Annotated in this window: 23 protein-coding genes; 3 read left to right on the forward strand and 20 right to left on the reverse strand. The window is 70.0% G+C overall.

Annotated features, from left to right (window positions below):
* Positions 1–3: 3 nt before the first annotated feature.
* Entirely contained in the window at positions 4–897 is an 894-nt protein-coding gene (locus Q0967_RS11130) for an aldolase (RefSeq protein WP_299450069.1), read from the reverse strand.
* A 9-nt stretch (positions 898–906) separates the two neighbouring features.
* Positions 907–1,791, reverse strand: a complete 885-nt coding sequence (locus Q0967_RS11135; protein WP_299450072.1) for a carbohydrate kinase family protein — start codon at positions 1,789–1,791, stop codon at positions 907–909.
* 167 nt (positions 1,792–1,958) lie between these two features.
* Between Q0967_RS11135 and Q0967_RS11140 the strand changes: the two genes are divergently transcribed.
* From Q0967_RS11140 to Q0967_RS11150, 3 genes are all read left to right on the forward strand, one after another.
* Positions 1,959–3,287 (forward strand): ABC transporter substrate-binding protein, encoded by a 1,329-nt coding sequence (locus Q0967_RS11140; RefSeq protein ID WP_299450074.1) that lies wholly within the window; start codon positions 1,959–1,961, stop codon positions 3,285–3,287.
* 169 nt (positions 3,288–3,456) lie between these two features.
* Positions 3,457–4,335, forward strand: a complete 879-nt coding sequence (locus tag Q0967_RS11145; protein WP_298889672.1) for a carbohydrate ABC transporter permease — start codon at positions 3,457–3,459, stop codon at positions 4,333–4,335.
* Entirely contained in the window at positions 4,332–5,186 is an 855-nt protein-coding gene (locus Q0967_RS11150; protein WP_298889674.1) for a carbohydrate ABC transporter permease, read from the forward strand. Before Q0967_RS11145 ends, Q0967_RS11150 begins: the two co-directional genes overlap by 4 nt.
* 39 nt (positions 5,187–5,225) lie before the next feature.
* Here the strand turns inward: Q0967_RS11150 and Q0967_RS11155 are convergent, their stop codons facing one another.
* The 18 genes from Q0967_RS11155 to Q0967_RS11240 all read right to left on the reverse strand — a co-directional run bounded on the left by Q0967_RS11155 (position 5,226) and on the right by Q0967_RS11240 (position 23,721).
* On the reverse strand, positions 5,226–6,452 hold the full coding sequence (locus tag Q0967_RS11155; protein ID WP_299450078.1) for a CaiB/BaiF CoA-transferase family protein: 1,227 nt from the start codon (positions 6,450–6,452) through the stop codon (positions 5,226–5,228).
* Positions 6,449–7,513 carry an ABC transporter permease gene (locus Q0967_RS11160; protein WP_298889678.1) on the reverse strand — a complete coding sequence of 355 codons (1,065 nt, stop codon included), beginning with the start codon at positions 7,511–7,513 and terminating at the stop codon, positions 6,449–6,451. Before Q0967_RS11160 ends, Q0967_RS11155 begins: the two co-directional genes overlap by 4 nt.
* Before the next feature lie 28 nt (positions 7,514–7,541).
* Positions 7,542–8,339, reverse strand: coding sequence for an HpcH/HpaI aldolase/citrate lyase family protein (locus Q0967_RS11165; protein WP_299450081.1), 798 nt, complete (start codon positions 8,337–8,339; stop codon positions 7,542–7,544).
* A gap of 73 nt (positions 8,340–8,412) precedes the next feature.
* Entirely contained in the window at positions 8,413–9,939 is a 1,527-nt protein-coding gene (locus tag Q0967_RS11170) for an ABC transporter substrate-binding protein (RefSeq protein ID WP_299450084.1), read from the reverse strand.
* Positions 9,940–10,031: 92 nt separating this feature from the next.
* Positions 10,032–10,853: an enoyl-CoA hydratase/isomerase family protein gene (locus Q0967_RS11175; protein ID WP_299450087.1), complete on the reverse strand. Its 822-nt coding sequence runs from the start codon at positions 10,851–10,853 to the stop codon at positions 10,032–10,034.
* Positions 10,850–11,689, reverse strand: coding sequence for an ABC transporter ATP-binding protein (locus tag Q0967_RS11180; protein WP_299450090.1), 840 nt, complete (start codon positions 11,687–11,689; stop codon positions 10,850–10,852). The genes Q0967_RS11175 and Q0967_RS11180 overlap by 4 nt, the downstream gene beginning before the upstream one ends.
* Positions 11,686–12,720 (reverse strand): ABC transporter ATP-binding protein, encoded by a 1,035-nt coding sequence (locus Q0967_RS11185; RefSeq protein ID WP_299450093.1) that lies wholly within the window; start codon positions 12,718–12,720, stop codon positions 11,686–11,688. The genes Q0967_RS11180 and Q0967_RS11185 overlap by 4 nt, the downstream gene beginning before the upstream one ends.
* The gene (locus Q0967_RS11190) at positions 12,717–13,913 is read right to left on the reverse strand and encodes a CaiB/BaiF CoA-transferase family protein (protein ID WP_299450095.1); all 1,197 of its coding nucleotides are present in this window, start codon (positions 13,911–13,913) and stop codon (positions 12,717–12,719) included. Before Q0967_RS11190 ends, Q0967_RS11185 begins: the two co-directional genes overlap by 4 nt.
* Complete coding sequence (locus Q0967_RS11195; protein ID WP_299450098.1) at positions 13,910–15,415, reverse strand: aldehyde dehydrogenase family protein; 1,506 nt, start codon at positions 15,413–15,415, stop codon at positions 13,910–13,912. Before Q0967_RS11195 ends, Q0967_RS11190 begins: the two co-directional genes overlap by 4 nt.
* Position 15,416: 1 nt before the next feature.
* Positions 15,417–16,310: an ABC transporter permease gene (locus Q0967_RS11200; RefSeq protein ID WP_299450100.1), complete on the reverse strand. Its 894-nt coding sequence runs from the start codon at positions 16,308–16,310 to the stop codon at positions 15,417–15,419.
* 4 nt (positions 16,311–16,314) lie between these two features.
* Positions 16,315–17,097 (reverse strand): SDR family NAD(P)-dependent oxidoreductase, encoded by a 783-nt coding sequence (locus Q0967_RS11205; RefSeq protein WP_299450103.1) that lies wholly within the window; start codon positions 17,095–17,097, stop codon positions 16,315–16,317.
* Entirely contained in the window at positions 17,094–18,173 is a 1,080-nt protein-coding gene (locus tag Q0967_RS11210) for a tartrate dehydrogenase (protein WP_299450105.1), read from the reverse strand. Before Q0967_RS11210 ends, Q0967_RS11205 begins: the two co-directional genes overlap by 4 nt.
* A complete protein-coding gene (locus tag Q0967_RS11215; protein ID WP_299450107.1) occupies positions 18,170–18,583 on the reverse strand; it encodes a MaoC/PaaZ C-terminal domain-containing protein in 414 nt (137 codons plus the stop codon). Before Q0967_RS11215 ends, Q0967_RS11210 begins: the two co-directional genes overlap by 4 nt.
* A complete protein-coding gene (locus Q0967_RS11220; RefSeq protein ID WP_299450110.1) occupies positions 18,580–19,482 on the reverse strand; it encodes a MaoC family dehydratase N-terminal domain-containing protein in 903 nt (300 codons plus the stop codon). The genes Q0967_RS11215 and Q0967_RS11220 overlap by 4 nt, the downstream gene beginning before the upstream one ends.
* A complete protein-coding gene (locus Q0967_RS11225; RefSeq protein ID WP_299450113.1) occupies positions 19,479–19,943 on the reverse strand; it encodes a hypothetical protein in 465 nt (154 codons plus the stop codon). Before Q0967_RS11225 ends, Q0967_RS11220 begins: the two co-directional genes overlap by 4 nt.
* 247 nt (positions 19,944–20,190) lie before the next feature.
* Positions 20,191–21,210: a LacI family DNA-binding transcriptional regulator gene (locus Q0967_RS11230; protein WP_299450116.1), complete on the reverse strand. Its 1,020-nt coding sequence runs from the start codon at positions 21,208–21,210 to the stop codon at positions 20,191–20,193.
* Positions 21,211–21,241: 31 nt separating this feature from the next.
* On the reverse strand, positions 21,242–22,501 hold the full coding sequence (locus Q0967_RS11235) for a hypothetical protein (protein WP_299450118.1): 1,260 nt from the start codon (positions 22,499–22,501) through the stop codon (positions 21,242–21,244).
* 47 nt (positions 22,502–22,548) lie between these two features.
* Positions 22,549–23,721 carry an enolase C-terminal domain-like protein gene (locus Q0967_RS11240; protein WP_299450121.1) on the reverse strand — a complete coding sequence of 391 codons (1,173 nt, stop codon included), beginning with the start codon at positions 23,719–23,721 and terminating at the stop codon, positions 22,549–22,551.

Here is a 23,721-nt window from a genome sequence, read left to right on the forward strand (position 1 = left end):
TCTCTAGCCTGCCGCACCCTGGTGGCCGCGGGCCGCCTTCACGATGCCCCGGAGCTCGTCCAACCGGTCGACGGACCGCTGGCGCAGACTGGCCGAGCGGTCCGCGTCGAGCACGGTGTCGGCCCAGATGGCGCGTCCCGCGAGGAATCCATGGGCCCCACCCAGGCACGCCTGCCGCACGGCCTCGGCGAAGTCCTCGGCCTGCACCCCGTTGGACAGCACGACCCACGGGACCTGCAGCCGCGAGGTCAAGAGCTCCGCCTGCGCCTGCACTCCCTGGGTCTCTCCGGGCGCGTAGCCGGGGACCTGGGCCTTGTAGAGATCGGCACCGACCGACAGCTCCTCGGCTGCGGCGATGACGGCCGCGTCCCGCTCACCAGCCGCGAACCCACCCTCGGGCGGCACGACGATTCCCTCCACGACCGCCGCCACGCCGGCATCCGCACACCGCTGGAGGAACGGGTCGACGATGGCCCGGCGCTCACCCTCGGCCTCGTCCGCACGCCACATGACCAGCAGCTTCAGCGCCGCAGCGGCAGACTCCTCGATCACGCGTACGGTGACGTGCTCGTCGAACTCGGTCCGCACGACCGGCCCGCCTGCCGGCTGGTGCAGGATGTCGGCCGCGAGGATGAGCGCACACTCCGGCGCCCTCTGCAGACCAGGCTCGTCCAGGGCGTACAGACGGTCGAGCAGCACCGCCGTCGCGTGGGGCGTCAGGACGGTGCCCGCCTCGGCCTTGAAGTCCACGAGCGACGCGTCGGGCACCGACTGGATCTCGTCGACGCCCGCGAGCATGGCTCGCAGTGACTCACGCTGGTCCAGCGCCAGCATGGCGAGGGTCCCCTCCTCGTCGCCCAGCGGTTGGAGCCGGGGGGGAAGCACGGTGGCGTTCATGTGAACCTCTCAGGTGGTGGTGGTTGGGGTCTGGTCGCTGAGTCGCCCCAGGAACTCGTCGAGTTGGGGACCGGTGGGGATGGCAGACCTGCCGTCGAGCCCCTGACAAGCCAGCGCTGCGCACGCGTTGGCACGCTCCACCGCCTCCGCGAGGGGCCGGCCCTGGATGACTCCGGCCACGAGGGCGCCATGGAAGACGTCTCCCGCCCCCAGCGTGCTGAGCGGGCCAGGCACCCGGTGCCCCGGGGTCTGGTGCAGCCGTCCGTCGACGGAGTGCCAGGCGCCAGCCGCGCCGTCCGTCACCACCACCCGGTCCGCCCCCTGGCTGCGCATGTCCTGGACGGCGGCGCCGAGGTCTCCCGGCCACAGGGTGCTGACCATCGGCCTGGACGGGACATAGAGATCGATCCCGTTCAGATCGAGGCTCGGGACCGGGTTGCCGTGGTCGAAGCTGATGAGGCTGTTGCGGCGGTGCTCTCTCGTCAAGGCCTCGTAGCCGACCTGGTCGACGTGCAACCAGCCCTCGACATCGGGGATGCGCTCGGGCGGCGGGGCGGTCCGGGCGCAGATCTGCCGTCCGGCTTCCGTCCTGTCGACGATGATCACGCTCGCCCCGCTGGGCACCTCGCGGTCTCGCGTGACGTGGGCGATGTCGACCCCCTCGCTGGTGAGGCTGTCGAGGATCAGGTCCCCCTCCGCGTCCGCACCCACCCGGCCGCAGAACCCCACGGACACCCCCAGTCTCGCGGCGGCCACCGCCGCCGTGGCTGCCGGCCCGCCGCCGGCGTGCACGATCTCCCGTGCGACGACCCGCTCGTCCGGACGAGGGGCTCGGTCCACCGACACGACGACGTCCAGGTTGGCGGCCCCGACGCACAGTAGGTCAAGCCCCATCTCGAAGTCCTTTCACAACGCCTGGCCCGGAGAATGACCGACCTCGCCGATCCCTCTTGTGCATCTTCGCACATTTATGTGAGAATACCAACACACTCTGTTGGAACACTCACAGCCGAGTCACCGCCGCTGGCCCGACGACACAGCGGCCCTACCGAGGAGACACGATGACGTCAACGACGACTCGCACCACCCGCATCCTGGCGATCCTGCTTCCTGCCGCCCTGCTCACCGGAGCGTGCGGGAGCAACGACGGAGCCGGTCAGGAGAACCCGGCCGAGGCCACGGGAGAGTTCGACTGGCAGCGGTACTCGGGAACTGAGATCCGCGTCTCCTCGCTGCAGTTCCCGTGGCAGGAGGCGATCGCGGAGCGACTGCCGGAGTTCGAGGAGCTCACCGGCATCACCGTCGCCCTCGACGCGTTGCCGGAGGAGCAGTTCCGGCAGCGCCTGCAGGTCGAGATGACCTCGGGGTCGGAGGACATCGACGTCTTCGCCACGTCCCCGCAGAACGACGCAGCACGATTCGTCCAGCTGGGGTGGTACGAGGACCTCAACCCGATGCTGTCCAACGAGAGCCTCACCAGCCCCGACTACGACTTCGCGGACTTCGGCGAGGGGCTCATCGAGTCGCAGACCTACGACGGGCAGCTCGTCTCGCTCCCCACCGTCGTCGAGACGCAGATCTTCTTCTACCGCCCCTCCGTCCTGGAGCAGTACGACCTCGAGGTGCCCGGAACCATCGACGAGCTGGAGTCGGCCGCGGCCACCATCTCCGAGGACGGTGAGGTCATCGGCTGGGCGGCCCGAGGCAAGCGTGCGGCGGCGGTGACGCAGATCGCCTCCTTCCTCTACAACTACGGCGCGGAGTTCATCGACGAGGACGGGCAGGCTGCCTTCGACACCCCGGAAGGGGTCGAGGCCTTCCAGACCTACGGAGACCTGCTCCGCGAGTACGGCCCCGCCGGGTCGGCGAACAACTCGTGGGAGGAGCTGCTGGCCCTCTTCCAGCAGGGCCAGATCGCCATGTGGGCGGACAACAGCGGCCAGGTGGCCTCGGTCCTCGACCCGGAGGTGTCCTCGGTCGCCGACGACGTGGAGTTCGCCCCGATGCCCGCCGGGCCCGCGGGGGACGCCCAGACCTTCTTCGGCTGGTCGGCAGCCATCTCCCCGGAGTCCCAGGAGAAGGGCGCGTCCTGGCTCTTCCTCCAGTGGGCCACCTCGCCGGAGATGGTGGAGGAGCTCCAGGTGGAGGCGGACGTCGTCGGTGGGCGTGAGTCGGCCGAGTTCGCCGACGACACCCCCGAGAGCTTCATCGACGCGTTCCAGTCGTCGCTCGCGCGCAGCCGCTCGCAGCTGCCCGGCGTCATCCCGGTGCCGGAGGTGCGCGACGCCATCGGTCAGGCCATCGTCGTCTCCATCGAGGGTGGCGATGTCGAGGCCGCGGTCTCGACGGCCGCCGAGGAGTTCAACCGCATCGTGCAGGCGCAGCAGTGACCTTCGCCCACGCGCGGCCCGGCAGAGGCGGCACCACCCGGGCGGGACGAGGAGGTGGACGCACGTGACCCCTCCGTCGACGAGAGCACGTGAGCGCCGGGTCCAGGACGAGCCTCGTCAGGACCCGGGCCAGGGAGCAGAAGAGCGGCGACGAGGCTGGCTGTCGGGGGTGAACGACGTCATCGACCGACATGTCAAGTCGGTCTTCGCGACCCCGGCCGTGGCCTTCGTCGTGCTCATGATGATCTTCCCGATCGCCTACACGCTCTACCTGTCGCTGCACGACTGGTACGGCAGCACCACCAGCCCGCCCACGTTCGTCGGGGTCGACAACTATGTGCGCATCTTCTCCAACGATCCGCGCTTCTGGGACGCCCTCGGCAGGACTCTGCTGTTCACCGGGCTCGCCGTGTCGATCCAGACGGTCCTGGGAGTGGCCATCGCGGTGCTGCTGCACCGGCAGTTCGCCGGCCGAGGACTCGTCCGCAGCCTCATGCTCCTCCCGATGATCGCCACCCCCGTCGCGGTGGCACTGGTCTGGCGGCTGCTGTTCCAGCCCGAGCTCGGGCTGCTGAACGACATGCTGATGGCGGTCGGGCTGTCGCCCTCCGCCTGGGTGGCCGACTCCTCCATCGCACTCTTCTGCCTGGTGCTGGTGGATGTCTGGGAGTGGACCTCGCTCATCACCCTCGTGACGTTGTCCGGGCTGGTGGCCCTGCCGACCGAGCCGATGGAGGCTGCCGTGGTCGACGGCGCCAGCGCCTGGCAGCGGTTCTGGCTGATCACGCTTCCCATGGTGCGGCCGGTGATCGTCATCGCGGTGGTCTTCCGGCTGATCGAGGCGCTCAAGACGTTCGACCCCATCATCGTCATCACCCAGGGCGGCCCGGGGTTCGCCACGGAGACCCTCAACATCTACATCTACAACACGGCGTTCCAGTACCAGCAGCTCGGATATGCCTCAGCGCTGCTGCTGGTCTTCTTCGCCATCGTCTTCACCCTCGCGGCCGTCACCCTCAGCTTCCGCCGCGGAAAGGCCTCCTCATGATGACGGAAACACAGCAGCAGGCGCGCCGGGCATACCGGCGCCGGGCCCTGGTACGCACGGCGGGGTTCTACCTCCTCCTGGCGTTCGTCCTCGCCCCGTTCATGTTCGTCTTCCTCTACATGGTCGCGACGTCGTTCAAGAGCCCGCTCGACATCAACTCGGGGTCGTTCACCCTGTGGTTCACCCCCACCCTGGACAACTACCGAGACGTGCTGCTCGGGACGGACTTCCTCGCCTTCACGGTCAACTCCTTGGTGGTCGCCGGGTGCTCGACGCTCATCGCGTTGGTCATCGGCCTGCCCGCGGCGTTCGCCATCGCTCGCTACAAGATGCCCCGGCTGGGTGCCGTGATCCTGTCCTCCCGCATCACCCCGGGGATCGCCTTCCTCATCCCCTGGTTCATCATCTTCAGCCAGGTCGGTTGGATCGACACCTACCAGGCGCTCATCCTCAGCCACCTGCTGGTCAACCTGCCGTTGGTCACCTATCTCATGGTTAGCTTCTTCGAGGACTTCCCGGAGGAGCTCCTGGACTCGGCCGCGGTCGACGGCGCCTCGGCGGTCGGTACCTTCGTGAAGGTCGTCCTCCCGGTCACCAGGGGCGGCATCGCCTCGGCAGCCATCCTCGGCTTCGTCTTCAGCTGGAACAACTTCCTCTTCTCGGTCGTCATCGCCGGCCGGGACACGCGGACCCTCCCGGTCGCGGTCTTCGAGTTCATGTCCTACGGCAGCATCAACTGGGGTGCCATCTGTGCGGCGGCGACCGTGATGACGCTGCCCGTCATCGTGCTGGCCCTCCTCGTCCAGCGGCACATCGTCGAGGGCCTGGCCGGGGGCTCGCTCAAGGGCTGAGCGCCGCGACGAAGGGAGCCGTGGCCTGCACTCCCACGGCTAGATGGCCTGGTCCGCGCGCAGTGCCGCGATCTCCTCCGCCGTGAACGCGAACTCGCTGAGCACCTCGTCGGTATGCTGCCCGTGCAGCGGCGGAGGCGTCCGCACCGAGGCCGGGGTCCGGGACAGGTGGTAGGGGGCCCCCAGGAAGCCGAGCTCCCCGACAGGGGTCTCCAGCTGGACGACCATGTCGTTGTGCTGGGTCTGCGGGTCGGCGAACGCCTGTGCCATGGTGTTCACCGGGGCCACGAACATGTCCTCGGCCTCCATCAGCTCCACCCACTCGGCGGTGCTCCGCCTCGTCAACGCCTCCTCGATACGCCGCGTGAAGTCCTCCCGGTTCTCGAACCGGGACCAGTAGGCGCTGAAGCGTTCGTCCTGGGAGAGGTCCTCGATCCCGATGATCCGGCACAAGGTGCCGATCTGTCGCCCGCTGGACAGGGCGATGTGCCCGTCGGCCGTGCGGTAGAAGCCGTAGGGGGGCGGGGTCCAGGGACTGGCGTGGCTCGTCGGCCGCCGCCGCGGCTCCCCGTGCGGGGTGTTGAGCGCGTGGAACCCCCACTCGGCCAACCCCGCGAGAGCGCTGTCGAAGAGGTTGACACCGACCTTCTGGCCCTCTCCGGTCGCGGCACGATGCACCAGGGCGCAGGCGACGGCATACGCCCCGTTCATCGCGCCGAGGGTGTCGGCGATGGCGGTGCCGACAGGTACCGGTCTCCCGTCGGCGTCACCGTTGACCCGACCCCACCCCGTGAGTCCCTCCACCAGGACGTCCTGGCCAGGCTTACGAGCGTAAGGACCGTCGTCGCCGTACCCGGTGGCCGAGGCGTAGACCAGACCGGGACGCAGTTCGGCACACCGCTCGTAGCCGAGACCGAGCCGGTCCATGACGCCGGGCCGGAAGTTCTCGTAGACGACGTCGACCGAGGGTAGCATGCGCTCGATCATCCGTACGCCGGCCGGGTTCTTCAGGTCGACCGTGATGCTGCGCTTGTTGCGGTTGTTCGCCAAGAACCCGGAGGAGTAGATCTTCGAGTCCTCCGGGTCCGATCCGTAGCTGGACCTCTCCCCGTAGCGGTCGTCCGGACGACCGTCCGGCGTCAGCGACGTGCGGCGCTCCACCTTGATGACGTCGGCGCCCATGTCGGCCAGCATCTGGGTGGCGTAGGGGCCCTGCATGCGTTCGGTGAAGTCGAGGATCGTGGTTCCGTGCAGCGGTCCGGTCATCGGGTACTTCCTCCTGTGTCGGCGCCGCCGGCTGCGGCCAACGGGCTCGTCGTGGGTGAGGTCGAGGGCGACTGGCTGCTCTTCGAGGTCGACCGGTTCTTGCCTGCCGCCCGAGACCAGGGCGCCCGTCGGCGTCGTGTCTCCGTCAGTGCGGTGCGCGGGTCGATCCAGAGGTAGGCCAGGTCGATGAGCAGGTTGACGACGATGATCATCGAGGCGATGACGAAGACGCAGGCAGTGACCAGCGGGAGGTCCCGACGCTCGATCGCCTGGATGAACAGCCCGCCTACCCCAGGCCAGGCGAAGATGGTCTCGATCACCACGGCTCCGTTAAGGAAGGTGGCGATCTCGTCGCCTCCGACCGTGATGATCGGGATGAGGCTGTTCTTCAGCGCGTGCTTGCGGACGATGGTGTGCTCCGGCATCCCCTGGGCACGCAGGGTGGTGATGTAGGGCTTCTGCATCTCCTCGACCATCGCCGAGCGGCTCACCTGCGCCAGTCTGCCCAGGGGTCGCAGCGCCAGCGCCGTGGCGGGGAGCACCGCATACTCCAGCCCGCCGTAGCCGGAGGTGGGCAGGAGCTGGAGGTGCACGCCCACCACCAGGATGAGCATCAACCCGAGCCAGAAGTCAGCGATCGACACCCCGGCCAGCGAGATCGTGGTCAGCGTCCGGTCCAGGGGACCCTCGGGACGGAGCGCGGAGATGATGCCCAGGGCCAGGGCCAACGGCACGGCGACACCCAGGGTCACCGTGGTCAGGAGCAGAGTGGCCGGCAGCCGCTCGAGCACGAGCGGGAGGGCCGGGACGTTCTGCCAGACCGAGATCCCGAAGTCGCCGGTCAGCCAGCCGGAGACCGAGCGCCAGAACTGCACAAGGATCGGGTCGTTCAGCCCCATGCTCTCCCGGGTGTCCAGGTACAGCTGCTCCGAGGCCGACGGGGGCAGGATGAGGCGCGCCGGGTCGCCGATCGCGTTGACCACGAACCAGACCGCCACCAGGACCGAGGCGAGGACCAGCACCGCATGGAGCAGTCGCTTGCCGAGATATCGCAGAACCACGTCGTTCTCCTGAGCAGGGGGCGGGTGTTCAGTAGGTCTGGCTGGGCGCCGCTGCGGAGCTGGGCGCATCCGTGGCAGGCCGCAGCGCCAGCTTCAGCTCAGCCGCGGCGGCGCGGGCCAGCAGCCCGGCGTCCGAGACGACGGTGACGAAGTCGAAGCCGAGCGAGAGGTAGTGCTGGGCGTCCCCGCCCGACCCGGTATGCATCCCGATCGCCAGGCCGCGGCTGCGGCAGGCCTGCTGGATCGTGTCGACCGCCGCGACGAACTCGGGGGTCGTGGTGTTCGGCCGACCCCCCAGCGCCAGGGTGAGGTCGTTGGGACCGATGTACACACCGTCCAGGCCGGGGGTGTCCAGGATGTCGTCGAGGTTCTCCATCGCTGCCGCCGTCTCGATCATGACGATGCAGGCCACCTGCTGAACCACCTCGGTCTCCCCGCTCCCCATCACCTCCCGGGCCCGGATGGGACCGTAGGAGCGCTGCCCCTGGGGAGGGAAGCGGCACGCCGACACCGCCCGAGCGGCGTCCTCGGCGGTCTCGATCATGGGCACGACCACGCCCGCCGCCCCGGCGTCGAGCGCCGACATGATGGCGGGAGGCTCGTTCCACCGGACCCGGACGAGCGGTGCGGCGCCGGAGGCGTCGATCGCCTGCAGCATGGGCACCATCGTGGAGTCGTCGATCAGCCCGTGCTGCTGGTCGACGCAGACGTAGTCGAATCCCTGCCGGCCCAGCACCTCCGCCGCCACGGTGTCGGGAAGGGTGCACCACGCACCGGTCATCTGCGAGTCCTGGGCCCACTGGGCGAAGAAAGGGTTGCTGTACACGTCGTGCCTCCTGGCTGATGGTGGAAGGGGTGGCACGGCCGGGCCGCCGTCGAGGGCGGCCCGGCCGCGGGTCTCACTCGCTGACGGTCATCTCCTTGAGCAAGATGAAGCCGTCCATCCTCGGGGTCCACTCCAGTCGCTCGGTCATGCCGAAGTTGAAGTTCGGCTGACCGATCGGCACCACGGGGACCTCCTCGTAGACGTACTCGGCGATGGCGGCGAGCGCCTCCTGACGCTCGTCGTCGCTGGTCGTGACCGCCTCGGCGTACATGTCCTCGAGCGTGGGGTCGCAGTAGGCCGAGGTCTGCCCGTCGCAGCTGTAGTAGCCACCGATGGAGCCGGCGTAGTCCATGAGCTCCTGGCCGTGCTGCTGCAGCCCGGCCCAGGCCCGGTCCTCCGGGATGTTGTCGTAGCCGATCGTCCACTGCTCCTCGAAGGCTGCGGTCTCCTGCGTCTCGCTGGTGGCTCCGGTCAGGCCGATCTCCTGCAGCTCGGCGGCGATGACCTGGACGGCCTCGCTCGCCCGGAGGATGAAGCCCTCTCGGGCGATGACCGTGATCGGCGCGGTCACGTCCACCCCGTCGGCCTGCGCCTCCGCGACGAGCTCGGCCGCCCGGTCGGGGTCGTAGGGGTAGGGCTCGAGATCGGCGTACCCGACGGCACCGGGGCCGACGATCTGTCCGACCGTCTCCCCCCCACCGAGGATGTCGTTCATGATCTGGTCCTTGTCGATCGCCAGGGCGATCGCCTCACGCACCCGCTGGTCCGCGAGCAGCGGGTTGGGCGTGTCCAGCCGCAGGACCACCGTCTCCACGGTCGGTGTGGACTCGCAGACCGGCGCGGCCTCGCACTGCTCCGACGTGATCCGTGGCGCGAGGTCTGCCTCGTTGCTGGACAGCATCCCCGCCCGCACCTCGGTCTCCGGACGGAAGACGTAGGTGGCCTGGGCGATGTCCTGCTCACCCATCGCCTCGTCGGACTCCGCGCCCCACCAGTCCTCGTTGGCGGTCAGCACGATGTTCTGGCCGCGGTTCCAGGACTCGAAGGCGTAGGGACCCGTGCCGATCGGGTTGGTCTCGTAGCGGTCCGGATCGTCCACCTGCTCGGGCGAGGGGATGGTCACGAAGTAGAGCCGGGTGGGCAGGATCGGGTCCGGGCTCTCGGTCTCCACGTTCAGGGTGAACTCGTCCACGGCGCTCGCCGTGACGTCAGGTCCCAGGAACGTCCTCATGGGGAAGGCGTTCTCCGGGTCCAGGACGAAGTTCAGGGAGGTGGCGGCGGCCTCGGCGTCGAAAGGCGTCCCGTCGTGGAAGGTCACCCCTTCACGGAGCGTGAACTGCCAGTTGGTGTCGTCGATCTGCTCCCAGCTCGTCGCCAGCTCGGGGACGAGCTCGTTGGAGTCCGGGTCGCGGTTCAGGAGCGCCTCGGTCACGTTGCGGAGCACCGGGTGCCCGTCGTTGGAGTAGGCGTTCCAGCTGGCCAGCGTGCGTGGCTCCTCCGGCAGGGCGATGGTCACCTCGGCGCCACCCGTGTCGTCCGCCGCCGTCTCCTCGGTCTCGCCTCCGCTGCAGGCGCCGAGCACCAGGGCAGATGCGGCCACGCCCGCCACCACGGCGGATCGTCCGGACGGCCGGTGCGCCCGCCGCCTCGTCGTCAGTGGTGTCACTGTGCTTCTCCTCTCGGTCGCGGGCGTCATCGTTGACGTCCGTCCGGTGGTGCGGCTCTGCTGCCGTCCACGGGTTCTTGGTCCCCTCGGAACGGTCGCGTCGCAGCGGCGTAGCGAGGATCTCGGTGTGTGGCGTCGCCGGCCAGCGCCTGGAATGCTGCGACCAGTCCGCGCTCCGAGGGCGGCTCAGGCCGGAGGGCGACCATGGCGAGGCGGAGGGCCAACGAGTTCCGCGTGGCCAGCTCGGCGGCGAGCGAATGTGCGGCGCGGTCCAGCTCCTCGTCCGCCACGACCCGGGTGACGAGGCCGCGGGCGAGTGCTTCTGATGCGTCCACGGTGCGACCGGTGAGGATCCAGTCCGTCGCCACCCCCAGCCCCACCACCGGGGCGAGTCGCTGCAGCCCCCCGGATCCGGGCAGGCTGCCCAGGCTCACCTCCGGGAGGGCGAAGGTCGCGTCCTGCGCAGCGATCCGGATCGTGCACGCCAGGGCCAGCTCCAGCCCACCACCGACGCACCAGCCGTGCAGCGCCGCGACCACGGGGACCGCACACCCCGCCACCAGGTTCTTGGTCGCGAAGTCCAGTGCCACGTACTCCTGCTCGGCCCGTCCGCTGAGCTCCCCGATCTCTCGCAGGTCGGAGCCGGAGCAGAACGCCCGCCCAGCGCCGCGCACGACGATCGCCCCGATGTCCTCGTCCGCCTCCAGCTCTCGCACCGCGGCCGCGAAGGCACGGTGCGCGGCCGAGTCGAGCGCGTTCAGCACCTCCGGCCTGTTGAGCGTGATGGTGCCGATGCGGTCCTCGTCCCTGCTGACCACCACGCTCTCCCGGGTCTGTCCGGTCGTCATAGTCGTCCTGCCTCCGTCGTCTGCGCGGAGCGGCGGGCGGCCAGCTTGGCCCGCTCCGAGCGCGGGTCCGGCTCGGGGACGGCGGCCATCAGTGCTCGGGTGTACTCGTGCTGCGGGTCCTCGTAGATCTGTTCTCGCGTGCCGATCTCACGGATCTTGCCGTCCTGCATGACGGCGATCCGACCGCAGAGATGGCGCACCGTGGAGAGGTCGTGCGCGATGTAGACGAGGGTCAGGTCGAGCCGTTCCCTGAGGTCGGCGAACAGGTTGAGGATCTGGGCCTGGATGGAGACGTCGAGCGAGGCGACGGGTTCGTCGCAGACCAGCAGCTTGGGCTTGAGGGCCAGCGCCCGGGCGATGCCGATCCGCTGCCGCTCCCCGCCCGAGAAGGCCGCAGGCTTGCGGGTCAGGTGGTCCGGGCGCAGCCCCACCAGCTCGAGCAGATCGACCACCTCGTCCTTCACGGTGGTGGACGACTCGCGTGGCCGGTGGATACGGATCCCCTCGGCGATGATGTCGGCCACGGTCATCCGCGGGTTGAGCGAGGAGTACGGATCCTGGAAGACGAGCTGCGCTGTGGAGCGGAGGCGCCGGAGTGCGGGTCCGCCCAGGGCGAGCACGTCCTCGCCGTCCAGGCGCACCTCGCCGGCGGTCGGCTCGATCAGCCGCAGCACGCAGCGGGCCGTCGTCGACTTCCCAGAACCGGACTCCCCCACCAGCCCGAGGGCCTCACCCTGCATGACGTCGAAGGACACGTCGTCCACGGCGCGGACGAGTCCCGGGCCGTGGCCGAACTCCCGGACCAGACCTCGCACCTGCAGCAGCGGAGTCGTCATCGCAGCTCTCCGGGTCGCTCGGCCAACCAGGCCGCCCGCAGGCAGGCGCTCGCGTGCTCTCCGCCGGGAGGCACCTCGAGGGGAGGCGGTGTGGTGCGGCACTCCGGTTGCACGTACTGGCACCGAGGGTGGAACGGGCACCCGGTAGGGAGCCGGGAGGGGGCCGGCGGGCCCCCTCCGATGGTGAGGAGACGTTCGGGGACGGGGCCGCTGATCCGGGACAGGGACTCGAGCAGTCCCAGGGTGTAGGGGTGGATCGAGCGGTAGTAGAGCTCGTCGGTGCTGCACTCCTCCATGACCCGGCCCGCGTACATGACGATGACCCGTTCGGCGAGACCCGCGAGGATGCCCAGGTCGTGGGTGATGAAGACCACGGCGACGCCCTGCTCGTCGGTGAGTCGGTAGAGCAGGTCGATGATCTTGGCCTGGACACGGACGTCCAGGGCCGTCGTGGGCTCGTCCGCGATCACCAGTCGGGGCTGGCCGATGAGCGCCATCGCGATCATCACCCGTTGCCGCATCCCTCCGGAGAACTGGTGGGGATAGTTCCGGGCACGTCTGGCCGGATCAGGTATGCCCACCTCGCCCAGCATCTCGACCGCGCGGCGATGAGCCTCCTTCTTCGGGACCCGTCGCAGCAGCAGCGGCTGGGCCACCTGGTGACCGACGGTCCGCGTGGGGTCCAGGGCGGAGAGCGGATCCTGGAAGACGTAGCTGATGTCCCATCCACGCAGTGCGCGCAGCCGGTCCTGAGGCGCCGTGAGCAGGTCCTCACCCTCGAAGACGATGCTGCCGGTGGTGTGGTCGCGGGGTGTCAGCCCGAGGAGCGCCTGCGCGGTGACCGACTTCCCCGAGCCCGACTCGCCGACGATGCCCAACCGCTCACGCGGCCGGACGTCGAAGGACATGCCGTTCACGGCGCGGATGGGCCCGTCCGCCGAGGGGAAGGTGACGGTGAGGTCACGCACCGACAGCATGGCCTGGCCCACCTCGACCGGCGCGCTGGTGTCTGATCTGGCCTGCGTGCTCATCGAGTGCTCCCCTCCGTGCTGCGGACCGCCAGCCCGGACAGCACCTCCTGCGTGTGCTCCCCGTGCGCCGGCGGGCTGGTGGGGGGTGGCAGCGGGGTGCGGGAGAACCGCGCCGGTGGTGCCACCAGGTGCACGGGGCCGTGCCGGCCCTCGACCGTGACGATGCGGCCGGTGGCGGTCACCTGGGGGTCCCTCGCCGCCTGCTCGAGGGTCAGCACGGGCGCCGCGTAGATGTCCCGGGCGACCATGAGCTGCATCCAGTCCGCGGTGCACCGGGTCCGCAGGCGGCTCTCCAGCAGGTGCTCCATCTCCTCCCTGTGCTGGTCACGCACGGCGAAGTCGGCGAAGCGGGCGTCCTGGGTGAGGTCCGGCAGGCCGAGGATCTCGCAGATCTGCGGGATCTGCCGCCCGCTGGACAGAGCGATGTAGCCGTCGGCCGTCGCGTAGAAGCCGTACGGAGGGGGGATGTAGCCGTGCCCGTGCATGGCGGTGCGCCGCTCAGGCTCGGCCGCGTCGCTGTTGAGCAGGTGCACGACGTGCTCGGACAGCGCGGCCAGCGCGCTGCCCAGCAGGTCGACGTGCACCCGCTGCCCCTCACCGGTCCGTTGCCGGTGCACCAGGGCGGCGAGCGCGGCCGCGGCCCCGTTGAGCCCACCGAGCACGTCCGTGATCGAGAGTCCGACCGGCAGAGGTCGCCCGTCCGGCGCGCTGTTGGCCTGGCCGAGACCGCTGAGGGCCTGGGCCAGGACATCCTGCCCAGGACGGCTGCTGTAGGGACCGTCGGGTCCGTAGCCCGAGGCGGACACGTAGACGAGCCCGGGGTTGTCAGCTGCCAGCTCGTCGTACCCCAGCCCCAGCCGGTCCAGCACACCGGGACGGAAGTTCTCATAGAGCACGTCTGCTGACCTGGCCAGCTGTCGGGCGGCCCGCACCCCCTCGGCCGACTTGAGGTCCAGCACCACGGAGCGCTTGTTCCGGTTGTTGGCCAGGAAGGTCGCGCGGTAGAGCGAGGTGGGGGCCGGCTCGCCGGGCGCCTGGTAGCGCTCGTCAGCGCGGCCGTCCGGCGTGAGCGCGCTCGGCCGCTCGACCTTGATCACCTCCGCCCCGAAGTCACCGAGCATCTGGGTCGCGTACGGCCCTTGCACGCGCTCGGTGAAGTCCAGCACGGTCACCCCGTCCAGCGGGCCGGTCACGGGACCACCGCCGTGGGAGGTGCCTGGAACGACACGAAGCGGACCTCGGTCATCTCGACGACGGCGCTGGCCGGCCCCTCGCGCGTGTTGCCCGAGTCCCCGACGCCGCCGTAGGGCTGTTGGTCCAGCCGGGTCGTGGGGATGTCGTTGACGAGCACGCCGCCGAAGTCCAGCTCGCGTACCGCCCGCAGGGCCAGGCCGAGGTCGCTGGTGAAGATTCCGGCCTGGAGCCCGTACGGCGTCTCGTTGGCGATCGCGAAGGCCTCCTCCGGCTCGTCGAACGGCACCACGGTCAGCACCGGCCCGAACGCCTCGGCGTCCCGCAGCTGGGACCCTGTCGGTGCCTGGTCGACCACCGTCGGCCGGAGGCAGGCGCCGTCACGGACACCGCCCGCGACGAGAGAAGCACCCATCCCGGCTGCCTCGTCGATCCACTCCTGCACCCGCTGGGTGGCGGCCGGGAGGATCAGCGGACCGATGTCGGTGCCGTCGTCGAACGGGTCCCCGACCACCAGCGCATCGGCCCGGCGCCCGAGCTCGTCGACCAGGTCCTGGTGCCTGCTGCGGTGGACCAGCACCCGCTGCACCGAGATGCAGCTCTGCCCGCTCGTGCCGTAGGCGGCACGCACGATCCGGATGGCCGCCTCGGCGACGTCGGCGTCTGCAGCCACGATGACCGGCGCGTTCGACCCGAGCTCGAGAGCGACGCGCTTGCGATGGGCGGTCTGCGCGATGCCCCACCCCACCGTGGTGCTCCCGGTGAAGGTGACCAGCCGCGGGATGGGGTGCTCCACGAGCGCGGGGCCGGCGGAGACCCCGTCGTCGGTGACCACGGTGACCCAGTCCTCGGGCAACCCCGCCTCGAGCAGGAGCTCGTGCAGAGCCAACGCGGTCAACGGGGTCTGGTGCGCCGGCTTGAGCACGACGGCGCAGCCGGCGGCGATCGCCGGCGCCACCTTGTGCAGGACCGTGTTCAGCGGGAAGTTGAACGGGGTGATGGCGGCCACCACACCGATCGGCAGACGCAGCGCCATCGCCATCTTCCCCTCGCCGGTCGGCGTCGCCTCCGCGGCCACGAGGTCTCCGGTCAGGGTGCGCGCCTGGGCGGCCGCGAAGCGCACCGTCTCGGTGGCCCGAGACACCTCCGTGCGCGCGTCTCGGATCGCCTTGCCGTTCTCCAGCGTGATGATGGCGGCCAGCCGCTCGGTGTGCTCGGCCAGGAGGAGCGCCAGTCGGTCGAGCACCAGCGCCCTCTCCCACTGCGGCATCCCCCGCTCCTGGGCGCCGTGCGCCCTACGGCACGCGGCATCCACCTCTGCCGGTCCGCACCGGGCGACCGACGCGACGACCTCCTGGGTGTAGGGGTCCACGACGTCCACCTGATCGGCGTCGGGGAACTGCTGCAGGTTGCCGGGAAGTCCGGCCCGGGTGGCGGCACGGCGGTCCCGGGCCGAGCCGGCCTCGCCGAACGCCGTCTCGAAAGATGTGGTCTGGGTCGACATGTCAGATCCCTTCACCGATGGTGACCTTGCTGAACTGGGCCTGGCTCGACCGGGAGCGGAGCCAGGTGGCGATGATGTTGACGCTGAGGGTGGTGAGCAGGATGGCGAGGCCGGGGACGGCGACGAGCCACCACGCGCTGGTGAGGTACTCCCGCCCCTCCGCCAGCATCAGTCCCCAGGACGACTCCGGGGGCTGGATCCCCAGGCCGAGGAAGCTCAGGCTGGCCTCGGTGAGCATCATCACCGCCAGCTCGAGGGTGGCGAGCACGAGGATGGGCCCGAGGATGTTGGGCAGCAGGTGGCGCACGATGATGCGTCGGCCGGGCGCACCGAGGGAACGTGCGGCCTCGACGAAGAGCTCCTCCCGCAGGGCGAGCACCAACCCCCGACTGACCCTGGCGTAGACCATCCAGCGGGTCACCGCCAGGACCAGCACGACATTGACGAAGCTAGGCCCGAGGACGTACAGCACGAGCAGGGCGATGAGCAGCGAGGGCACACTCATCTGGAGGTCGACCAGACGCCCCACGACGTCGTCGAACCAGTTGCGGTAGTACCCGGCGATCATGCCCACGGTGGTCCCGAACAGCCCGGACACCACCACGCTGGCCGCGGCCACGGTGAGCGAGATCTGCCCCCCGAGCATGACCCGGGACAGCTCGTCACGGCCCAAGGGGTCCGTGCCCAGCAGGTGGATCCCTCCGTCCGGGTTGGGCGTCAAGGGCGGCCGGTTGCGCATCGCGACGTCCTGGGCATACGGGTCGAAGGGTGCGATCCACGTGACCAGCAGGGCACTGCCCACCGCCACGACCAGGACCAGCGCACTGAGCGACACCAGCTTGTGATGCCACACGAACCGCGCCAGGCGCCGCCCGGAGGAGTGTGATGTGGTCATGACGTCACCCGAGCATCGAGACGCCGCCGTCGACGTAGATCGCGGCACCGGTGATGAAGGACGCATCCTGGGACAGGAGGAACTCGGCCGTGGCCGCCTGCTCCTCCGGTTCCGACAGCCTGCCGAGCGGGATACCTGGTCGGAACGCCTCGAGGGACCCCCGCAGCTTGGCCTCCAGCACCTGGGGACCATCGGTGCGGACCGCCTCCTCGATCATGGGCGTCTTCGTCACGCCGGGGCACAAGGCGTTCGCCCGTACGCCGTGCGCCGCGAGCTCCAGGGCGACCTGCCTGGTCAGGTGCAGGACCGCGGCCTTGCTGACGCAGTAGGCGGACTGGTTCATCCGAGCGGCGTTGGCGGTGACCGAGGCCACGGTGACGATCGCCCCACGCGTGCGGAGCAGCTGGGGGCGGCAGGCCCGGATGGCGATCAAGGTGCCCATCACGTTGACCCGGTGCACCCGGTCCCACGTGTCCAGGCCGAGCTCGTGGAAGGGGGCCGCGGGCTGCCTGATCCCTGCGGCCGTCACCAGGCCGTAGAGGGGGCCGAACGCCTCCTCCGCCTGGTCGACGGCGGCCCGCATCTGCTCCTCGTCGCAGGTGTCGGCGCTGACCCCGATCGCCTCATGACCGGCGTCGGTGAGCTCTCGAGCGACTCCCTGCACCGCATCCTGGTCGAGGTCGCAGACCACCACGCGGGCGCCGGAGGACGCGAGACGCCGCGCCATCGCTGCGCCCATACCGCCGCTGCCTCCGGTGATGAGGACGGGTTCGGAGGAAAACGTCATCGTGCTCCCAGCCTTTCGATCACGGCGGTGGTGACGTCCTCCGTGGAGGCCGTCCCACCGATGTCGGGTGTCATGACGCCGTCGTCCAGTACCTGCTCGATCGCCGACATGAGGTCCGCGGACGCCTCCGTCTCCTCGAGGTGCGTGAGCATGAGCACCGAGGACCAGAGCTGTCCGACCGGGTTGGCGATCCCCTCACCCGCGATGTCGGGGGCGGAGCCGTGCACCGGCTCGAACATCGAGGGGAACCGGCGTTCGGGGTTGATGTTTGCCGACGGCGCGACGCCGATCGATCCGGCGACGGCGGCGGCGAGGTCGGTGAGGATGTCGCCGAACAGGTTGGAGGCGACCACCACGTCGAAGCGGGTCGGGTCGAGGGCGAAGAGCGCTGCGAGGGCGTCGATGTGGTACTGCGAGGTGGTGACGTCGGGGTGGGCGGCAGCGCGATCCGCGAAGACCTCGTCCCAGAAGGGCATCGTGTAGACGATCCCGTTCGACTTGGTTGCCGAGGCCAGCGACCCCCGCCGCCGGGCTGCCAGGTCGAAGGCGTAGTCCATGACCCGGCTGACACCCCTCCGGGTGAACACGGACTCCTGCACCGCGATCTCGTGCTCGGTCCCGCCGTACAGCCGCCCCCCGATCCGTGAGTACTCGCCCTCCACGTTCTCCCGGACCACGACGAGGTCGAGGCCGGCGACCCGTTCGGGTACCAGGGGGCTGGGGACACGGGGCAGCAACCGGGCGGGCCGGAGGTTGACGTACTGGTCGAACTCCCTGCGGATGGGGATGAGCATCCCCCACAGGGACACGTGGTCCGGGACCCCGGGGGCTCCGACCGCTCCGAGCAGGATGGCGTCGGTCGGCGCGAGGATGCTCAGGGCGTCCTCCGGCATCATCGAGCCGGTGCGTCTGTAGTACTCGCAGCCCCACTCCTGGTGCTCCCACCGGAAGTCGAGGCCGTGCTTGGTGCCGAGCGCGTCCAGCACCCGAGTGGCGGCGGGGAGTACCTCGTGGCCGATGCCGTCGCCGGGAAGAGCGGCGATCCGGTAGGTCCGGGTGGTGTCCTGGTTCGTCACGATCTGCCTTCCCAGTGCAGGCGCGCCCGCACGTCGGTCGTCCGCTGGCCTGCTTCGTCCTCGATCCACAGCTCCAGGCCGACGACCCCGTCCGCTGTCACGTCGGTCACGACGCCTTGGCAGAGCAGGGGCGAGCCGACCAGGTCGATGCCGCGGTACCGGACGGCGAACTGCTGGATCCAGCTGCCCGGCGGCGCCCAGCCCAGGGTGAGCTCCTCCAAGAGCGCTGCCTTGAGGAAGCCGTGGACGATCACGGAGGGGAAGCCACGGTCCCGCGCGTAGGAGTCGTCGAAGTGGATGGGCGAGGGGTCCTGGGCAGCGCCGGCATAACGCACCAGCTGCGTTCGAGTCGTGAACCTGACCCGGGAGGGCAGCGCGCTGCCAGGTGTCGGGAGGGAGTTGGCGCTCATGGATGAGTCGCCTCCGACCCCGTGGAAGGCGGCAGGGCGAAACTGAGGACGTGCCCGCACCTGGAAGTGGCGACGAGAGCTCCCGAGGCGTCCCTCATCTCGTTCTCCCGAACCCGGAACAGCAACGTGCCCCGGGACCCCTGCTTCTCGTAGACCTCCGTGTAGCGCGTCGACACCGTGATCTCGTCGCCAGCCCTGAGGGGCCGCTCGTACTCCACCTCGTTGAAGGCGTTCCCTCCCCCGGTGCGCGGGAACGGCAGCTCGAGCAGGAACCCGTCCAGATGGAGGTCGCGCCGCTCCACGGGGTCGAGGGCGCCGAAGTAGGTGGCCGGGACCCGCCCCGACGGGTCCACCTCGCCCTCGAGCGCCCGGGCGAAGTGGTCCAGGTCGTTCGACTGCACCTGGTACTCGAAGGTACCGGCGACCTCACCGACGCGCAGCGCCCGCCGCAGCTGCTCCAGCGGCAGGGCGGACGCCGGATCCGCGCCACCCGTCCGGACGCGAGCCAGGACCCGCACCGTGGTCCGGCCGTCGGAGCGCCGGGACCGGAGCTCACATCCCAGCACCTCGTCGCCGGCCTCGCCACGACTGACCTCGGTCACCTCTCCCTCGAAGACCAGCGCATCACCGACCGGCGCGGGTGCGAGGTAGATGGCGTCCACGTGGGTGACCCGCGCGTCCGCGCCCAGCCAGCGTCGAAGCTGCTCGAGCAGCACCGCCACCTGCAACGGACCGTGCACGACCGCTCCCTCGAGCCCTCGCTCCCGCGCTGCGTCGTCGTCGTGGTGGATCTCGGAGAAGTCCTCGGCCCCTGCCCCCCAGCGCAGCAGGGACGACGGCGGCAGGACGACGGGGCCGACCGGCGGTACGCGGTCTCCTACCACCCGCGGCGCAGTCACCGGGCCACCTCCAGGTCAAGGCTGGTTCCGGTGCACCAGCCGACCCGCTCTCCCGTACCGGGACGCATCAGCTCGGTCAGGAACGTCGTCCGGACGAGCCGCGACCCACGGCTGGTCCGGCGTTCTTCGATGCTCGCGACCGAGCTCACGGACACGAGCTGCTCGCCGTCCTCGACACCGAGCAGCTGCGTCCAGCTGCTCCCGCCGTCGATCTGTCGGTCGAGGGCCTTGGGGCGGGGAAGCCCCGCCTGCAGCGCGTGCACCAGGGGGTCGGGGCAGACGTCCTGGAGGGTCACACTGCGCCCCTGCGCGGGCCCGAGTACCAGGTCGACGGCGGCCTGCAGGAGCTCGACCCGCCGGACATCCACCGGCAGCCGTCGCGGGCGGGTCAGCTCGCCGGCCCGAACGCCGTCGTGCTCGTCCAGAGCCTGCCAGGTCTCCGCATCCTCGACGAGGCTCACGGGTGACCACCGGCCCCTCGGTCGGCGGAAACGATTTCAGCGCCGACCCACACGAGACGCCGCGGAGACAGGGAGTGCTCCCCCTGCCATGGCGTCCGCACGGGCTCAGAGGACCCCCGGGTCACAGCCGGGTGAGGGACCTTCAGCATCGTTGCTTCTTTCGGAACCGTTTTCAGGAAGTGACGCAACTGTAGGTGATCATCGGACGTGCGCACAAGGGTTCGGGCAGGATCGGGCTGAGCGGGTCTCAGTCAGCGTCAAACTGCCGGGAGGTGGACTCCCGCACCATGAGGCGGGTCGGCAGCACGACGGTGTGGGCCATCCGTCGGCCGTCCTGGAGGCGGTCCAGCATCATGTCGGCCGCCCGTCTCGCCATGTCCGGGACATGACGCCACACCGAGGTCAGCGACGGCGACCACAGGGCGACCACAGGGTCGTCGTAGTAGGTCGCGACCGCGAGGTCCTCGCCGATCCGCACCCCCCGACGACGCAGCTCGGCGAGGGCACCGACGACCGCCGCGGTGTTGCCGTTCGCCAGCACGATCGCGGTGGGTGGCTCGGGATCGTCGAGGAGGCGAGCCACTCCCTCGCTGCCGTGCTCGTGCGACCCCCGCCCGCTGATGAGGAAGTCGGGGCGGATCTCCAGCCCGTGCTCCCGGGCCACGTCCTGCATGCCGAGGATCCGTTCCCGGGTGGAGTACAGCGCCTCCGACCCGCTGATCATGGCCAGACGCCGATGCCCCTGGTCCACCAGGTGCTCGCTCAGCTGCTGCGCGCCGTACCGGTGGTCGCTCAGCACGGCGCTGACGTCGATGTCGTCGACCTGCCGGTCGAAGAGCACGACGGGGACCGTCCACGAGCGCAGCTCGGTCGCGAGCAGAGGGTTCCGGTCGTCGGCGAAGGAGGCGACCAGACCGTCCACGCGCCGTTGCTTGAGCACCATGAGGTTCTCCAGGTCGACCTCGCTCAGGCCGTTGGAGTTGGTGAGGATCACGTTGTACCCCGCCCGGCGCAACTCGCTCTCGAAGATGTCCATCATCTGGGCGTTGAAGGGGTTCAGCACGTCGTTGACCAGCATGCCGACGGTCTTGGTCTTGCCACGGCGCAGGCCGGCGGCGAGAAGGTCCGGCTGGTAGTTGACCTCCTCCACCGCCCGTAGCACCCGCTCACGCAGCTCGGGGCTGACGTTGGGGTAGCCTCCGAGCACCCTGGTCACGGACGACGGCGACACCCCGGCGCGGAGCGCGACGTCCCGGATGTTCGACATCTGCTCCTCTTCTGCCGTCGGTGGGCGAAGACTACAGGCTCATCAACGCGCGGCAGAGCATCAACGTGGGCAGGGCCAGAACCAGGACGAGGACCGCGTGCCCTGCGTTCGCGCGCGCCACCTCGAAGCCGTTCAGGCCGAACCTCCCGGACAGGTACACGTTGAGCCCTGAGACCGGACCCACCGAAGCAGAGGCGCCCCAGGCGATCGTCGCCGTCAGGGCGAAGAGGGTGGGGTCCGGCTGCGTCGGAGCCACCAGGACCGCGGCCATCGCGATGCTGATGATGGGATGGATGCCGATGACGGAGAGTGCCGTCATACCCAGGATGCACCCCCAGGCCACCACCACCGTGAACTCCCCCACGGGTGCCCGCACCCCGAGCTCGCCCACCAGCATGAAGAGCCCCACCGAGAGGACACCGGCCGCGACGAACAGCGCCGCCTCGCCCCGCAGTCGCGGCAGCCCGTGGACCACGTGGCGCCCCAGGGCGCCGAGGAGACCGGCCCGCAGCGTCCATGCCCCCAGCACCACACTCACAAACAACGCGGAGAGCAGGACGACGGTGGAGACCGGCAGACCAGGGACGAGAGCGTGTCCGACGACGACGCACAGGAGGAGCGAGACCGGCAGCAGCAACATGCCCGGGGTCACCTCGTACCCCCGGTAGTCCTGGGACCCGTCGGGGAAGCGACGCTGGAGGAGCAGGAGACTGAGCGCCAGCGCGGCGACCGCCAGGACACCGCCGCAGAGCACGAGCGCCCGGGTGTCGGCCGCCGGGGCGTACGCGATCGCGGTCGCGGAGGAGGCCCAGAAGGGCGACCAGAAGGCGGCCACGGAGAAGGAGCGGGAGAGCAGCAGCCCGTCGAGCAGCGGCAGTCTCGTGCGTCCCCGCCCGAGGTGCCCACCGACGATGTCCACGGCGGCGAGGTTGATGACCGAACCCAGGCCGTGCACCAGACCTGAGGTACGCCACAGCGCGACCCGTCCGGGGCGCCCCTCCTGTCCCTGGCCCCCCGGCTGACGCACGGTGACCAGCCGGGTGAACGACACCGCGGCGAGCATCCCCACCACGCCCTGGTTGAGCGAGGTCAGCTGACCCGGCGCAGGACGGGCGCCGAGCAGCATCGCCCAGCCCAGGGCCACTGCCCCGACGGCGACGAGGACGAGAGCGACCCAGCGGGTCACGGGGCGCACGATGAACAGTGCGGCCACCAGGACCACGAGTGCTGCGACCCCGGCCACCACCCCGGCTCCCGGGTAGAGATTCCCCAGGGGGACGGTCAGGATCACCAGGGCCAGGCCGAGGCCGACCACCACCTCGGCCGGGGCCGACCTGGTCAGTCTTCGAGCCGGGCCAGTACCGGCGCCAGCGAGGCCTTCAGCTCGAGCCCGATGCCCGGTGCGTCCGGCAGCGTGATGTAGCCGTCGACCACCCGGTCACCATCGGCGAAGCCGCCGAAGGGTTCGAAGATGCCCGGATAGGACTCCGTTCCCCGCAGACCGCAGCCCGCCGCGATCGCGAGGTTGAACTGATGCCCACCGTGAGGGACGAACGCCTGCGGCGTCCAGCCCAGCTCGCCGAGGGCGGCCAGCGTGTGCTGGTACTCGGTGAAGCCGTAGCTGAGGGCGGAGTCCATCTGCAGCACGTCCTGCTCGGGACGCAGCCCACCGAACCGGACCAGGTTGACGGCCTCCTGGCGCGACAGCAGGTTCTCCCCGGTGGCCAGCACGCCCGGGTATGCCTCGGCCACGCTCTGATGACCGGCGTAGTCCAGGGGATCGACGGGCTCCTCGTACCAGTGCAGCGGCAGGTCACGCAGCGCCTCGGCGTAGTGCACCGCCGTCGCGACGTCGAAACGCCCGTTGGCATCGACCGCCAGGGTGCACCCCTCCGGCAGCACCTCCAGCACAGCCTCGATCCTGTGCAGGTCCTCCGTGAGCGGCGCCCCACCGATCTTCATCTTCACGGTGCGGTACCCCTGGTCCAGGTAGCCGAGCATCTCCTGCTGCAGCGCCTCGATCCCTCGGTCCGGGTAGTAGTAGCCACCGGCCGCGTAGACCCAGACCTTCTCCGCCGGCGCGCCCAGCCCGACCGGTGAGCGCTCGGCGATGAGCCGCTGGACGCTGAGGCCCGCGAGCTTGGCGGCCAGGTCCCAGGCGGCCATGTCGAGGATACCGACGGCCACCGCCCGGTCCCCGTGTCCACCGGGCTTCTCGTCTCGCATCGAGGCGGCCCAGATCCGCGCCGGGTCCAGGTGTCCCGTGGCGGGGTCCACGAGCGTCTCCTGGTCGGCCCCGAGCACCCGGGGAATGATGCGGTGGTCGAGGATCCCGGGCTGGGCGTAGCGGCCGTTGCTGTTGAAGCCATAGCCCACGACCGGCTTGCCGTCCATTACCTCGTCGGTCACGATCGCCAGCACGCTCACGTCCATCGAGGAGAAGTTGATGAACGCGTTGGCCATGTCGGCCTTGATGGGCTCGGTGACGTGCCGGATGTCGACGATGTGCAT

It is taken from the genome of uncultured Serinicoccus sp., assembly GCF_947500995.1.
In the GTDB taxonomy this organism is placed as follows: domain Bacteria; phylum Actinomycetota; class Actinomycetes; order Actinomycetales; family Dermatophilaceae; genus Ornithinicoccus.